Origin of the sequence: Methanofollis liminatans DSM 4140, from assembly GCF_000275865.1 — an archaeon.
GTDB lineage: Archaea > Halobacteriota > Methanomicrobia > Methanomicrobiales > Methanofollaceae > Methanofollis > Methanofollis liminatans.
Genome location: NZ_CM001555.1, coordinates 649,737 through 662,947, shown reverse-complemented (window position 1 = coordinate 662,947; position 13,211 = coordinate 649,737). Strand labels below are relative to the sequence as shown.

Here is a 13,211-nt window from a genome sequence, read left to right as displayed (position 1 = left end):
GGTACAGGAATATTCCGTAAAAGCCCATGAAATCAGAGAGAAATCCCATCAGATCCTCTGGCGCCGATACAAATGCAGGAGTTTCACGCGGAGAAAAACAGAAAAAGCCTCATAACATAAGGGGGATCTCCGATACAAAGGAAAGCGCCAGGCCAGGGTGAAAAAGAAGATGTCAGGGAGCGAACTGTTGAGGAAGGGAGAACGGCTTCACAGCCGTATCCAGAAAAGAAAATACCTGATCCTTACCCTCCCTCTTGTCCTCCTCCTCATCCTGTACCCCCTTTTTGAGGGCAGTTTTGCCGGCACGATATTTTTAAAACTCCTCTCCACGGCGACACTCATCACCGCCGTCTATGCAGTAAGCGACCGGCGACGCCCCCTCTGCATCGCCCTGATCCTCGCCGTACCGGCGATCGGAACAGGCTGGGCCATCCTTGTCTATACGAGCGCCGGGTTTGTGCTCGCACAGAGCGTCTCTTCCATGCTCCTCTATGCGTTCACCACAGTTATGATTATCAGATCCATCATCAGGGGACGTCTGACCGACGATATGATCTTCGGCGCCATTTCGGTCTATCTTCTGATGGGCATCACCTGGGCGACGGCATATATGGCCATAGAAGGATCAGAGATCTCTGCATTCGTCATAAATCACGGCAACGGACCCGAAAATCTGCCTGCATTCTCGGATTTCCTGTATTTCAGCTTCATCACCCTCACCACCGTGGGCTACGGCGACATCACGCCCCTCACCGCAGCGGCCCGTTCACTTGCCTACCTCGAGGCGGTATCAGGCACGCTCTTCATGGCAGTCTTCATCGCCAGACTGATCGGAGCCCTTGCTTCCCACCAGGAGGATACGGGAGATAAAAACTGAAATAATCGCCCAGATACGAAATCAAAGCGATTATAACTGCGAATTATTTTGAAGTCAAGAGAAGATATTTCTAGAGGGCAAGCAGAATACAGCATGATAACCATGAGAACCAGAACACTCATTCTCTGCGCCGCTCTGATGGTGCTGCTGGCCGCAGGCGTCTGGAGCGCCAGCGCCGCCACAGACACCACCGACGAGCGGTTGATCCACGCATCAGGGACCGGCGAGATCACCACCACCCCTGACCGCGCCGTAATCTCCTTCGCCGTCGAGACACAGGACGCCGATCCGAAGGTCGCCCAGGCAGTAAACGCACAGATCATGGATACCGTGAACAGCGCCCTCAAGGCGGCCGGCATCGCTGCCGAAGACATGAAGACCACCGGATACAACATCTGGGCAGAGACGTCAGAGGGCGACAGACCCTTCGGCGGCCAGAAGACGATCTACCATGTCACCAACACCCTGCAGGTGACCCTCGTCGACGTCACCAGGGCCGGTGAAATTATCGACATTGCCGTTTCAAACGGTGCAAACAGGGTAAACAGCCTCTATTTCACGCTCAGCCCGGAAAAAGAGCAGCAGTTCAGGAGTGAAGCCCTCACCAGAGCCGTCGGACAGGCGCGCACCGATGCCGACGTCGTCGCCGCAGCAGCAGGCGTGACCATCACCGGCGTCAAAGACATTTCCATCGGGAGCACCTATGTCCCGATGTACACCAGTTACCTCAAGGCCGACGCCATGGAGATGGGCGGGGCGGCGCGTACCCCGATCGAGTCCGGCGAGGTGAAAGTCACGGCATCGGTGAGCATCACCTACCTCTGCCGGTGAACCCTTTTTTTTCCTCAAACGATACCATTATTCAAGGCCAGAAACCTCTTTTCTCGATGTATACGATCATCGAGACCTACAACAACATCCCCTTCGATCCGGCCCTAACCCCTGCAAAAGGGTTTTCCTGCTATATCCCCGGAGCTTCGCTGCTCTTCGACACCGGCGGGGACGCTGGGGTGCTCGCCGCAAACCTCAGGGCACTCGGCATCGATCCGGCAGAGATCAGAACGCTCGTCCTCTCCCATGACCACTGGGACCACGTCGGCGGAATCTCCGCCGTCCTCGGAAAGAATCCCGACCTCGAGGTCTTCGTCCCGGCCGGGTTTTCAGAGGAGAAACTGGCCGCCATCAGGGAACAGGCCAGAGCAACGGTCATTGGAGAGTGGCGGGAGATAGAAGACGGCATCGCATCGACAGGTCCGTGCGGCGGCGCCATACCCGAACAGTCCCTCGCCATCAGGACACCTGAGGGCCTCCTGATCGTCGCGGGCTGCGCACACCCCCACATCAGCAGGATCATCGAGGCAGTCAAAGGGCACGGACCGGTCTTCGGGGCGATAGGAGGGTTCCACGCCATATCGGAGGCCGACCGTGCAGCGCTGAAAACTCTCGCCTATCTTGCCCCCTCTCACTGCACCGAGGACCTGGAGGTCATCGTGAAGGAGAACAGCGGGAGGATCCACCGTGGAGGCGCAGGCATACACCATATCCTCCCCTGAAAAATACCGACAGACATATATAATATAAAAATATATGTCGGCCCTGTGGTATCCGGCGGGCGGCCGAACCTCACCCTTCGTCGGGATATCACCGACTCCATGCCATTTCGAATCCATTCAACCCTCATGCATAATGTCCTGCCAGTGCAGAGATACCGGCAGAGGAATCCTGCCAACCTTTTTTTCCGAACCTGCACATACTATATAGAATACCTGACAGAGTAACCACAGATTAACGCATAGATATTCACATCGCTCATGAAACAGCGTTTCGAGCGCATACATGAAACCTGAAAAAAAGGCGTCTTAAACGTAATAAAAAGGGATATTGAAATGTACAGAAATATAGGCTTTAAAGAGAGGAGATATATCGAGGAGTTGAGGATCCTCACCAAATCGGTAGCCGTGGACTGCCTCATCGACGAGCGGTTCGACCGCGTGATCTATGTGATTAAGCCCGGGGACATGGGCCTTGCCATCGGCAAAAAGGGCGAAAATATCAGAAAGATGCAGAAAGTCCTGGGAAGAAGGATCGAGATGGTCGAGTACGCCGAGGACGAGAAAACATTCATTGCAAACATCTTCAGGCCTGCCGAGGTGCTGACGTCGCTGGAGGCGGAACCCGGAGGAAAGATCAACGTCGTCGTCGGAAAAAGAACTGACCTCGGGATCGCGATCGGCAAAGGGGGGAGCACCATAGAGAAGGCCAGGTTACTGGTAAAACGATTCTTCGGCCATGAAATCGGCGACGTCGTACTTGCACACGAGGAGGCAAGCGAAACATGAAAGACATCGAAATGATCGAAGAACTCTGGACGACCATCAATGATCGGGCCGATCACCCCTCTCCCGATTCCTACGTGAGTTCGGTGCTCACCCACCGGAAAGGGATCGATAAGTCCCTCGAAAAATTCGGAGAGGAGGCGACCGAGTTTATCCTTGCCGTCAAGAACGGCGTGGACCAGCGCACCATCGAAGAGGGGGCGGACGTCCTCTTTCACTTCATGATCGCCCTCAGGGCGGCCGGCATCGAGTTCGAGGAGATCCTCACCGAGCTGGCAGCGCGGCGAAAATAACGCCTTTTCTTCAGGAGAGATAGGTGGCGAGATCGACGCAGTCAGGGAGGGAGCCCTCATCCACCCCTGCCTGTTCGGCCACCTCAAGGTCCACGCTGATCGGGGCGCCTGAGCGAAGAGCGATGGCTATCCCGTCGCTCGGCCGGCAGTCCAGGCTTTCCTCGGTATCGCTTCTGACCGAGATGAGTCGGCCGTAAAAAACGCCGTCCCTCAGGTCGTCGATCTGGAGGGCGGTCACCCTGATCCCGAAGGAATCGAGCATGGCCACAAAAAGGTCATGCGTACCCGGCCTCGGGAGAAGATCGTGGTTCAATGCGTTGTTTATTGAGATCGCTTCCCATAGGCCGATATAAATCGGAAGCGACCTGCCGTTGGAAAGATCAAGCAGAACAGCAGGGACTGCTCCTCCCGACGCAGCGGTGAAAAAGACTCCCCGAACAACCGCATCCACGGCAGCCATAGGTAGGAGATATCCTCATGGGAGTTAAGGGTTGCGGCGACGGTCGGTCCTCACCACCTCGCGCCTGAGGATACCGACGCTCGCCGCAAGCCCGAGAACGATATTGAAATAATAGAAGACCATCCGCCACAGCAGCACAAACACACCGAGAACCGAGGAGGTCACAAAAATGCCGTAGAGCGAGGTGGCCAGGACCTCGGCGATCCCCGAACCGCCCGGGGTCAGGGGGACCATCATCAAAAGGGCGATGATGATCTGGGCGATGAACGACTCGACAAAGAACGGCTGCGAACCCAGACCCATCAGGATCACCGAGGCGATCGCAAACTCGATGCACCAGAACATCACGGTGCAGAGCGTCCCCCAGATCAGTCCGGCAATGCCGTGGCTCACAAAACGGGCGAGGCTCCCATGAAAATTGTCCACCTCGGCGTCGATGCGGTCGAGAAGGGCGTTCAGTTTCTCGACGTTGCGGCGGCGTTTTCTGCGGTCGAGCCAGAGCGAGATCCGGTGAAGGAGACCCTTGAGCACCTCGGGTTTCTTCACCGAGTATATGAAGAACAGGACCAGAACGGCGATCAGACCCCAGGAGATGTATATGAACGCCGCCATGCCAGGGGCGATGCTCTGCCACTGCTGGCCGAGGAGGAGCATGGTGATCATGCTGATCCCGACGAGCACGGCGCCGTCCAGGATCCGCTCCATGATCACCACCCCGGTGGCGTCGCCGAGTCTGACGCCGGCACGGTAGAGTTCATGGATCCGGATCGGTTCCCCCCCGGCCTGCGAGGGGGTGATGGCGGCGATGAGCAGGTTTGCAAAGACCGCATTGAGACAGTGGAAGAAGCCGACGGTATACCCGAGGGAGCGGGACATCGTCTTCAGGCGCAGCGCCCAGAAGCCGAGGGCGACAACATGCCCGGCAAGGGCAAGGGCGAGGTACCAGGGGTTGAGCCTCAGGATGTACTCAATGGTCGACTCGTCGAAGGTAAAGTACAGGACGAGTGCGAGCACAATACTGCTGAACCCGAGGGAGACCCCGAGCCATTTCCATTGAGACCTCTTCATGCAGTCCTCGAGCATGCCTGATCCAGACGGCACGCACTTTCTGTTCCATAAGGTTATAGAGCATACTATAAACCCTTTGAGGATTGAGAGCGGGAAAAAGGGGCGTTGCCGGGCAATCAGACCGTAAAGATCTCCCGCGATCCGACAACAGAGAAAAGACCGGCCTGCACGCCTGCATCGAGCCAGCCAAAACCATAGGAATACCACCCGAGGGCAGCAGTGGTCCTGCCCTCATCAGAGAGCCTTCTCCCGCGTTCAAGGGCTCCCTGCCCCTCAAAGAGGAGATGCCCGGCCGCCGCATACATCGGGGTATCGGGATCAGGCGCCGGCGAGAGTGAACAGGTCGCCTCGCAGAGCAGGCGTTCATACCGGCCGGTCTTCTCCAGGAGCCGATGCTGCTGCGCCTCAGGGATCGCACCGTCAAAGGAGCGATTTTCTTCAGGATTCAGACCTGCAAAAAAGCCGATATACGACCCGGCGTCCAGCCAGCCGAATGCATAGGCGGCACTCGCGTGGGCGTTGACATCGTCGCCCCGCTCACAAAAAACCATCCCATCAGAGAGATAAGAACGGGCCATCCGCATAATTACGGCCGAGACCGCCCCGAGAGGAGTCTCTTCAGGCGGGAGCGGCTCGATCGAGTCGAGAGCGGCGGCAAGGGCGGCGAGAAGCGGCGTCATAGCCCGGCGAAGGTTTCGAGGTACTCGCGCTCCATCAGATGGAGGTCGCCGGGCACGACCAGGATATGCAGGGGGCCGCCGAAGTCCACCCCGGCAAGAGCGGCGGCGGTGCCGGCCGCCACCACGGGCGAGCCCGAACCGGCTCTGGCCACGCCGACATAGACCGGGATCGAGATCCCCCGCGCCGCGGCCATCTCTTCGAGCATCCTGACCGCTTCGGGGATGCGCATATAGCGGTCAGGCTGGATGTCGAGATAGACGAGGGTGTGGAGTTTGTCGGCGATATTCTGCTCGATCACCTCGATCGGTGTCGTGGGGGCCCATTTGCCATAGGGAAACGGAAGGGAGCAGGACTTGCCGAACCGGTAGTTCTGCAGCCCGGTCAACCCGCAGACCGCGCTCACGATCGAGGCGCCATGGATGATCTCTGTCCTGATCCCCATCGCGGCGGCCCTGATACGAAGGTCGATATGCGTGGTCGATACCATCGGGTCGCCCGCCGTGAGAAACGCCACGTCGGACTCCTTTGCCAGTTCAAGAAAGGTCTCAGGGTGCCCTTCGACATCCTCCCGGTAGAGCATGCCGACCTCCTTCCCGAAGAGTTCGGTCATCTGTTCAGGCGTCGTCCCGGTCAGCACCGAGGTGTAGCATTCGAGAAACACATAGTCAGACCGCCTGATGCGGTCGAGCCCCTTGATCGAAATATCTGTCTCGTCATAGAGGCCAAGCCCGATAAATGTCAGCATCGTCTCCTACTCCAGAAAGGTTTCACGTGTAATAAGCATGATGAGAGCGTCGATCACGCCCATCGCCTCCTCCCTGTTGAGGGCGGAGAGATGGTAGAGAGGGGTGCGCTCCGAAAGGCGCAGCAGGGTGCGCAGCGTCGCATCTGAGATCTGGCCAGGCATCTCTCTCTTGTTCACCGCAACGACAAAGGGGATCCCCATACGCCTGACTGTTCCCAGAATGTCCAGGCCCCGGCTCAGGGATTCGGTACGCGTGCCGTCGACGACGAAGATCACGCCGGTCGCATTGGTGAGCAGATGGGTGATGATCGGACCGAAGTGCTCCTGCCCCGGGGTTCCGACGAGCGTGATATCAAAACCCCGGCAGGAAACAAGAGGATGACCGAAATCCATCGCCACCGTTGTCGCAGACCCGGATATTCCTATCCTGTCCGAAGATACCCAGTTTTCCGAGACTGTCTGGATAAACGTGGTCTTCCCGGCATCAGTCGGACCGGTGACGACGATCTTGGGGATCTGCGGCGCGACAGAACTGTCTTCGCGGATCATATAGGGGATCTGGCGGGGCGGGAGGGATGTCCAGGTCACATGCCTGACCATAAAATGATTGAAAAAAAGGATGTTTCCATAGCCCTCGCCGATGGAGAGGACAAGATCGAAGAGACAGGACGCCGTCAGATCATCCAGATGCCCCTCGTCATAGAGATTGAGGTATTCCACAAAGAGCGTCGCCCCCTCCTTCAAAGACCGTCCGAAGAAGAGGGCGAGGGCATGTTCTGTCCCGATTTCATCACAGAGGCGATTGCAGTAGAGAAAGATCGCATTGATGGGGCCGCTCCTGCAGATCGTATCGATCTGTTCTTTCCAGGCCGCACACTCGGCCTCGGGCGTACGGGAATTCGCTTCGATCTCCTCGAACGCCAACGAGTCCAGGAAGATCAACCGCTCATCGGCCTCCATGCCATAAGGTGTTGCCGAGAGGTCGGCGAGGAAGGCCTCAGCCGAGGTGTGCGGGACGATCACAAGACAGCGCTTCCCCATGCGGTGCGCGCATTTCAGGGCGCTGAACATGAACTGCTGCCCCTCGACACCCGGTGCAAGGGAGAAGAGCACCCGCTTTCCTCGCGGTACGCCCCCGCCGATCATCTCGTCCAGAGCAGTGATGCCGGTATAGATCATGGCTCCTCCACAAGGTCGCTGCCTGAGAAGCGGTACCGGACAGAAGGCACGCACTCCCCGCTCATCATCTGGCAGCGGAGGATCCGCACCGTCGGATCGGTCGCATCCTCCTTCACCTCGATCATGCCGTTCATCAGTTGTTTCAGGGTCGAGATCGTCTTCTCGTCGACGCCCTCAGGATTGAGAAGATAAATGCCGATCCCGTTCATCCGCCTGATCCTGGCAGAGAGGATATGGAAAAAGCGGTAGATCACCTCAAGTTTAGTATAGATCAGAAAACTTGAGAGAGAAATGATGCATACGCGCACTCTCGGCGTGCCTGAGAGGTCGTTTCGTGCCGCTTCCGCCCTCTGGATGCCGTCGAGGATCTTCGTGAACTTGATCCCCATCCCGGTCAGGTCGACCGGGCTCCCGACATATTTCACCTGATCTTCGTCAGCGATGACCGGGACCAGGGTCTTTGTGATGCAGTCGATGATCCAGAGGCGATGGCGCTCAGACTCGGGAAGGCCAAAGGCCATCACAAGCTCCTGCGCGTCCTGATCGGTGGAAATGACGACCGTATAATCGGAGTCGCCGGGTTGCCCCAGGTACATGGCAAGCCGTTCGGCATCGGCAAACGGAGGTGCAAGAAGGAGGAGATTAGATCCGGGCAGAATACCGCCCGTCTTCTCATCGATCTTCCTGATGCCGGTCCTGAACGGGTCCATCTTTATCCTGCGATAAAGTGTATGAGTCCCCCTATTAAAAAGCCAAGCGTAATCGTGTAGGCCGAGACGGCCAGCGTCACCCTCATCCCCATCTGACGGAGTATCACGGCGATTGTCGAGATACAGGGGACAAACAGCACGCTGATCACCGCAAACGTATAGAGCTGGACGCCGGTCAGCACCGAACCGAGATCGGCAGTGCCCGAGAGCACGGCCAGGGTTTCAAACGCCATCTCCTTGCGCAGGATCCCGAAGAGGAGGGCGGTCGTGACATAGGCAGGGAGTCCGAGGAACCCCTCGGAGACCGGAGCGACGATGAGGGAGAATGCATCCACCACACCGTAGTAATCGAGGGCGCCGAGGACGACGCTGCCCGCGAGCAGCAGGGGCATGGCGATAAAGAGAAACTCCTGGATCCGCCCCCACGATTTTTTCATGACCAGCACGGGATCGGGCATTCGGAGCGGCGCCATCTCCAGGATCATACCATATTGCCCGCCCGGGATATTCCGTGCCAGAAACACGCCGGTGAGTACGATCAGGACGAGGACGATCAGATAAATGGAAAGGGCCGCCCACAACCCGACAAACGCCGCCACGATGCCGGTGATGATCACCGTCCTGGCCGAGCAGGGGACCATCGTGACCAGAAAGGCGGCGATCGTCCGTTCACGCACCGTCCGGAGCTGGCTTGCCGCCATCACCGCCGGCACATTGCAGCCGAAGGCCATCACCATCGGGATGATGGCGCCGCCGTGGAGGCCGAGGCCGTGCATCAACCGGTCGGCAAGGAACGCCGCCCGCGTCAGGTAGCCGGTATCCTCAACGATAGAGAGGAGGAGGTAGAAGATGAGGACGAATGGAAAGGCGATGCCGAGGCCGGCAACGATGGCAAGGAGGGCCGCCATCCCGAGGGCGGTGGCAAGGGGGGGGAGGGAAAGGGTCTGAAAGGGCTCGATCGCAAGGACGGTAAAAATATCGACGATCAGCTCTTCCAGGAACGAGCCGGCGATAAAGACGGTGAGCAGCATCGAGAGGAGGACCACGGCAAGGATCGGGATGCCGGGGAACGCCTTTGTGAGCAGACGGTCGGCCGAGAAGCGTCGGTCAGGTTCCTGCGCCCCGACGACATCGGCAGCGATCCGGTGGGCACAGAGGTGCCGGTTTGCGCCGATGATCTGGTGGGCCGACATGTGGTTGAGGGACTCGATCTCCCCGGCGATCGTTCGCGCCCCTTCGATGAGATCACTGGAGGTGCCGATACCCTGAAGGGCATGGAGTGCCTGGAGGCGGGTGGCACCGTAGAGTTTGCCAAGGCTCCTGATGGCGGCCTCGATCTGCGGGGTATAGGGGACGGCGATCGCGGCCGGCCGTGCCGAGGAGAGGACCGCCGGCACGATCTCGCCGATGTTTTTTCCCAGGGATGCAGCGGTCTCGATCACCGGCGCCCCCAGGACCGAGGAGAGGCGCCTGCTGTCGATGATGATCCCCTGCTGCGCCGCCTCGTCGATCATGTTGATGACGACGACCATCGGGATCCCGTATTCGGCGAGCTGGAGGAGGAGGTAGAGGTTCCGCTCCATCCTGGTGGCGTCAAGGACAGCGATCACCGCATCGGGAGTTTCTGCAAGAAGGTAGGTCCGGACGAGTTCTTCCTCGGCCGAGTCGCCGTCCATCGAATAGATCCCGGGAAGATCGACGACCTGCAGGGTCGAACCCTGGTGACAGAGTTTTCCCTGCATCAGTTCGACCGTCGTCCCCGGGTAGTTGCTCACCTCGACGCCAAGGCCGGTGAGCTGGTTGAAGATCAGGGATTTGCCGACGCTCGGATTGCCGATGAGCGCGCACCTCATCTGACCGGCTCCGCAAAGATGGTCGATGCGATCTCAGGGGAGAGTGCGATATCCGCACCCTTCACCCTGACCACAATGGCGTCGTTATAGAGTTTGCGCCTGATCGTGATCTGCTCGCCCGGGATGAGGCCGAGGTCGATCAGACGGCGGTTCCGGCTGAGGCAGCGGATCATGGTGATCTCGAGGAGATCGCCCTCGGCAAACTCCAGCAGGCTGTGTTCGCGGCAGCGCCCGGCACAGTGCCGCCTCGGGCCGTGGCCGGGCCGCTCGATATATCTGGAAAGGCGGTCGATGGCCTCGTCAGAGATCTCGTGCTCGAGGACACAGGCCTCTTTTGAAGCGGCCCCGGTGTCCATACCAAGCATTTCGCAGAGGAAACACTCAAGGACGCGATGTTTTCTGAGGACCGCTTCGGCAATGCGCTTTCCCTCGGTGGAGAGGAGATATCCCCTATCGTCCTTCCGGACCGCTCCATCGGCAACAAGTCCTGCGAGACATGCCTCAACCTCGGCCCTGTCCGCGTCCACCGCCGCCAGGATCCCCTCTGCGGCCACAGAGCCACCGTTCGCCTGCGTCAGGGTGAGAATTGCCTCAAGGCAGTCTTCACGGACGGAGGAATTCATACATTCCATTTGAGCTTTTTGCTCATATGGATTTGCTTCCCTGCAGAAAGGGAGACAGAAGAGAGGGCGGTCACTCAAGCGCTATATAGGAACAAACCCACCTTCATGCATGGCGACGAGCAACCGGGAGGTGGCACGGCTCCTCGGTGAGATCGGAGCGCTGCTGGAGATCCAGGGAGAGAACCCCTTCAAAATCAGGGCATATACGAGGGCGGCCGAACAGATCGATCATCTCGCAGAGCCGATCTCCTCTCTGAGCACAGAAGATCTCGAGGCGATACCCGGCGTAGGAGAGGCGATCGCCGGAAAAATACAGGATATCCTGAATGCCGGCACCTGTGCCGAGCTGGAGAGGCTTCGTGCCGCCACCCCCCCGGGCCTCATCCGCCTCCTCGATCTCAACGGGGTCGGCCCGAAGACGGTCAGGAAACTCTGGACCGGCCTCGGGGTGGATGGGATCGAAGCCCTTGAGGCTGCAGCACGAAGCCGACGGATCAGGGCCCTGAAAGGGTTCGGGGCAAAGAAGGAAGACGATATCTTGAAGGCGATCGCAGAGGCGAGAGAAGGGGCAGGACGGATGAACCGGGCCGAGGCCGAACGACTGGCCGCGGCGCTTACCGCCGCAATTCCGGGGGATTCATGGGTGGCCGGGAGCCTGAGGCGCGGCCGCTCCACCATCGGGGACATCGACATCGTCACGACGGCACCGCCACGGGAGACGAGTCTGGCCCTCAGGCGGATTGCAGACGCCGTCATCGACGAGGGGGAGCGAAAGATCTCGGTGACGGTCGGCGGGCGACGGGCCGACATCAGGTTTGCCGACCCGGGATCGATCGGCGCCATGCTGATCTACCTCACCGGATCGAAGGCCTTCAACATCAGGCTCAGGGAGATCGCCGGGAGAAAGGAGATGCGCCTGAACGAGTACGGCCTGACCGACCGGGGATCGGGAAACCTCCAGATCTTCCCGACAGAGGAGGGCGTATTTTCCGCCCTCGGCATGAGCCAGGTCCCGCCTGAACTCAGGGAGGACCGCGGGGAGGTGGAGGCCGCCCTGAGCGGGGCGCTCCCCCCTCTCCTGGACGAGGCCGGGATCAGGGGCGACCTCCACGTCCACTCGGACTGGAGCGACGGCGTGCTCTCCCTGGAAGAGATCGCCGCAGAGGGAGAGCGGATGGGCTACGAGTACATCCTGATCACCGATCACTCGGCCGGCATCGGGATCACCCACGGCCTCGATGCCAGGCGGCTGGAAAAACAGCGGCAGGCGATCAGGGCGGAGAACAGAACCTCGTCCTGCACCCTTCTCGCCGGGGTCGAGGCCGACATCCTCCCGGACGGGAGGCTCTCTCTCCCTGATGCAACACTTGAAGCCTGCGACCTGGTGGTCGCCTCGGTGCACTCGGCCTTCAGGCAGGACGGGGATACGATGACGCGGAGGGTGATCGCCGCCCTCGAAAACGAGCACGTAGATATCCTTGGGCACCCGACCGCCCGCCTCATCGGCCACCGCCCCGGGACAGCGCTCGACATCGGAAGGGTCATCGAGGCGGCTGCCGCGACCGGGACGGCCCTTGAGATCAACGCATCGCCGGCGCGGATGGATCTGGATGATATTTATATCAGGCAGGCAAAAGAAAGGGGCGTGATACTTGCGATCGGGACCGACACGCACCGAAAGCCTGAATTTGCCCATATGAGATATGGCGTCGCCCTGGCCCGCCGGGGATGGTGCGGGCCCCATGACGTCCTCAACACCCGCACTGCCGAGGCCCTTCTGGAGATGCGGAGATGATCCGCTGGTTTTATGAACGGAGGCTGCAGCGCAGCCTCACCGTCCTTCCCCGAGAGATCTGTTTCATGATCACCGAGGAGGATATGATCGAGGCCCCGCAGAAGATCGTCGAGGTGGCCGGGTGGTGCAGGGACGCCGGGCTTGAGGCCGCCACCTTTCACATCTCCACCGACGACCCCGGCCGGATCGCACCCTGCCTGCCTGAGATCAGAAAGATCGCCGCTATCGGCAGGCTCAACCTCCATATCGGTGACCGGATCGAGACGACAGGAGAGGGGATGAACGTCATCGTCGCCGTCGGCAAGAGCGGAAGGGAAGAGATTGCCGCATGCATCAAAAATATCGCCGCAGAAGAGACGTGTGCCGAAGAGATCGACGAAGCGGTGATCGAACGGCACCTCACCTTCAGGTGCGCCCCTGACCTGGTGATCAAGACCGGCGGCAATTATCTCACCGATTTTCTCATCTGGCAGTCGGTATACTCGGAGTTTTTCTTCCTGGATGTGAACTGGACGTTGTTCAGAAAGATCGATTTTCTCAGGGCACTAAGGGACTTCGGAGCAAGAAAAAGACGTTTTGGGGCCTGAGGCC

The 13,211-nt window shown here is 59.3% G+C and carries 15 protein-coding genes; 7 read left to right on the top strand and 8 right to left on the bottom strand.

The window, feature by feature from the left end:
- The first annotated feature begins 169 nt into the window (after positions 1-169).
- From METLI_RS03260 to hisE, 5 genes are all read left to right on the top strand, one after another.
- Positions 170-877 (top strand): potassium channel family protein, encoded by a 708-nt coding sequence (locus tag METLI_RS03260; protein ID WP_004037974.1) that lies wholly within the window; start codon positions 170-172, stop codon positions 875-877.
- Positions 878-979: 102 nt separating this feature from the next.
- Positions 980-1,708 (top strand): SIMPL domain-containing protein, encoded by a 729-nt coding sequence (locus tag METLI_RS03255; RefSeq protein WP_048103604.1) that lies wholly within the window; start codon positions 980-982, stop codon positions 1,706-1,708.
- A 56-nt stretch (positions 1,709-1,764) separates the two neighbouring features.
- Positions 1,765-2,430 (top strand): MBL fold metallo-hydrolase, encoded by a 666-nt coding sequence (locus METLI_RS03250; RefSeq protein WP_004037969.1) that lies wholly within the window; start codon positions 1,765-1,767, stop codon positions 2,428-2,430.
- A 333-nt stretch (positions 2,431-2,763) separates the two neighbouring features.
- The gene (locus METLI_RS03245) at positions 2,764-3,216 is read left to right on the top strand and encodes a NusA-like transcription termination signal-binding factor (RefSeq protein ID WP_004037967.1); all 453 of its coding nucleotides are present in this window, start codon (positions 2,764-2,766) and stop codon (positions 3,214-3,216) included.
- Positions 3,213-3,506 (top strand): phosphoribosyl-ATP diphosphatase, encoded by a 294-nt coding sequence (hisE, locus tag METLI_RS03240; RefSeq protein WP_004037966.1) that lies wholly within the window; start codon positions 3,213-3,215, stop codon positions 3,504-3,506. The genes METLI_RS03245 and hisE overlap by 4 nt, the downstream gene beginning before the upstream one ends.
- A 10-nt stretch (positions 3,507-3,516) precedes the next feature.
- On the opposite strand, the gene METLI_RS03235 is transcribed toward hisE, so the two are convergent.
- The 8 genes from METLI_RS03235 to METLI_RS03200 all read right to left on the bottom strand — a co-directional run bounded on the left by METLI_RS03235 (position 3,517) and on the right by METLI_RS03200 (position 10,825).
- Positions 3,517-3,966: a bifunctional nuclease family protein gene (locus METLI_RS03235; protein ID WP_004037965.1), complete on the bottom strand. Its 450-nt coding sequence runs from the start codon at positions 3,964-3,966 to the stop codon at positions 3,517-3,519.
- A 24-nt stretch (positions 3,967-3,990) separates the two neighbouring features.
- Positions 3,991-5,034, bottom strand: coding sequence for a lysylphosphatidylglycerol synthase transmembrane domain-containing protein (locus METLI_RS03230; RefSeq protein ID WP_004037964.1), 1,044 nt, complete (start codon positions 5,032-5,034; stop codon positions 3,991-3,993).
- A 116-nt stretch (positions 5,035-5,150) separates the two neighbouring features.
- Complete coding sequence (locus METLI_RS13310) at positions 5,151-5,714, bottom strand: DUF357 domain-containing protein (protein WP_004037963.1); 564 nt, start codon at positions 5,712-5,714, stop codon at positions 5,151-5,153.
- Positions 5,711-6,460 (bottom strand): diphthine synthase, encoded by a 750-nt coding sequence (gene dph5, locus METLI_RS03220; RefSeq protein WP_004037962.1) that lies wholly within the window; start codon positions 6,458-6,460, stop codon positions 5,711-5,713. Before dph5 ends, METLI_RS13310 begins: the two co-directional genes overlap by 4 nt.
- A gap of 6 nt (positions 6,461-6,466) precedes the next feature.
- On the bottom strand, positions 6,467-7,639 hold the full coding sequence (locus METLI_RS03215) for a GTP-binding protein (protein ID WP_004037961.1): 1,173 nt from the start codon (positions 7,637-7,639) through the stop codon (positions 6,467-6,469).
- Positions 7,636-8,349, bottom strand: a complete 714-nt coding sequence (locus METLI_RS03210) for a DUF7504 family protein (protein WP_004037960.1) — start codon at positions 8,347-8,349, stop codon at positions 7,636-7,638. Before METLI_RS03210 ends, METLI_RS03215 begins: the two co-directional genes overlap by 4 nt.
- A gap of 2 nt (positions 8,350-8,351) precedes the next feature.
- Positions 8,352-10,202 (bottom strand): ferrous iron transport protein B, encoded by a 1,851-nt coding sequence (gene feoB / locus METLI_RS03205; RefSeq protein WP_004037959.1) that lies wholly within the window; start codon positions 10,200-10,202, stop codon positions 8,352-8,354.
- Complete coding sequence (locus METLI_RS03200) at positions 10,199-10,825, bottom strand: metal-dependent transcriptional regulator (protein WP_048103603.1); 627 nt, start codon at positions 10,823-10,825, stop codon at positions 10,199-10,201. The genes feoB and METLI_RS03200 overlap by 4 nt, the downstream gene beginning before the upstream one ends.
- 109 nt (positions 10,826-10,934) lie before the next feature.
- On the opposite strand from METLI_RS03200, the gene polX reads away from it, so the two are divergent.
- Entirely contained in the window at positions 10,935-12,620 is a 1,686-nt protein-coding gene (polX, locus tag METLI_RS03195) for a DNA polymerase/3'-5' exonuclease PolX (RefSeq protein ID WP_004037957.1), read from the top strand.
- Complete coding sequence (locus METLI_RS03190) at positions 12,617-13,207, top strand: undecaprenyl diphosphate synthase family protein (protein WP_004037956.1); 591 nt, start codon at positions 12,617-12,619, stop codon at positions 13,205-13,207. Before polX ends, METLI_RS03190 begins: the two co-directional genes overlap by 4 nt.
- The last annotated feature ends 4 nt before the right edge of the window (positions 13,208-13,211 follow it).

Coding starts and splice junctions, on each gene's coding strand:
- METLI_RS03250 (WP_004037969.1), top strand. CDS start 1,765: ATGTATACGATCATCGAGACCTACAACAACATCCCCTTCGATCCGGCC.
- METLI_RS03230 (WP_004037964.1), bottom strand. CDS start 5,034: ATGAAGAGGTCTCAATGGAAATGGCTCGGGGTCTCCCTCGGGTTCAGC.
- dph5 (WP_004037962.1), bottom strand. CDS start 6,460: ATGCTGACATTTATCGGGCTTGGCCTCTATGACGAGACAGATATTTCG.
- METLI_RS03200 (WP_048103603.1), bottom strand. CDS start 10,825: ATGAATTCCTCCGTCCGTGAAGACTGCCTTGAGGCAATTCTCACCCTG.
- METLI_RS03260 (WP_004037974.1), top strand. CDS start 170: ATGTCAGGGAGCGAACTGTTGAGGAAGGGAGAACGGCTTCACAGCCGT.
- METLI_RS03235 (WP_004037965.1), bottom strand. CDS start 3,966: ATGGCTGCCGTGGATGCGGTTGTTCGGGGAGTCTTTTTCACCGCTGCG.
- hisE (WP_004037966.1), top strand. CDS start 3,213: ATGAAAGACATCGAAATGATCGAAGAACTCTGGACGACCATCAATGAT.
- METLI_RS03255 (WP_048103604.1), top strand. CDS start 980: ATGAGAACCAGAACACTCATTCTCTGCGCCGCTCTGATGGTGCTGCTG.
- polX (WP_004037957.1), top strand. CDS start 10,935: ATGGCGACGAGCAACCGGGAGGTGGCACGGCTCCTCGGTGAGATCGGA.
- METLI_RS03210 (WP_004037960.1), bottom strand. CDS start 8,349: ATGGACCCGTTCAGGACCGGCATCAGGAAGATCGATGAGAAGACGGGC.
- METLI_RS13310 (WP_004037963.1), bottom strand. CDS start 5,714: ATGACGCCGCTTCTCGCCGCCCTTGCCGCCGCTCTCGACTCGATCGAG.
- METLI_RS03245 (WP_004037967.1), top strand. CDS start 2,764: ATGTACAGAAATATAGGCTTTAAAGAGAGGAGATATATCGAGGAGTTG.
- METLI_RS03215 (WP_004037961.1), bottom strand. CDS start 7,639: ATGATCTATACCGGCATCACTGCTCTGGACGAGATGATCGGCGGGGGC.
- feoB (WP_004037959.1), bottom strand. CDS start 10,202: ATGAGGTGCGCGCTCATCGGCAATCCGAGCGTCGGCAAATCCCTGATC.
- METLI_RS03190 (WP_004037956.1), top strand. CDS start 12,617: ATGATCCGCTGGTTTTATGAACGGAGGCTGCAGCGCAGCCTCACCGTC.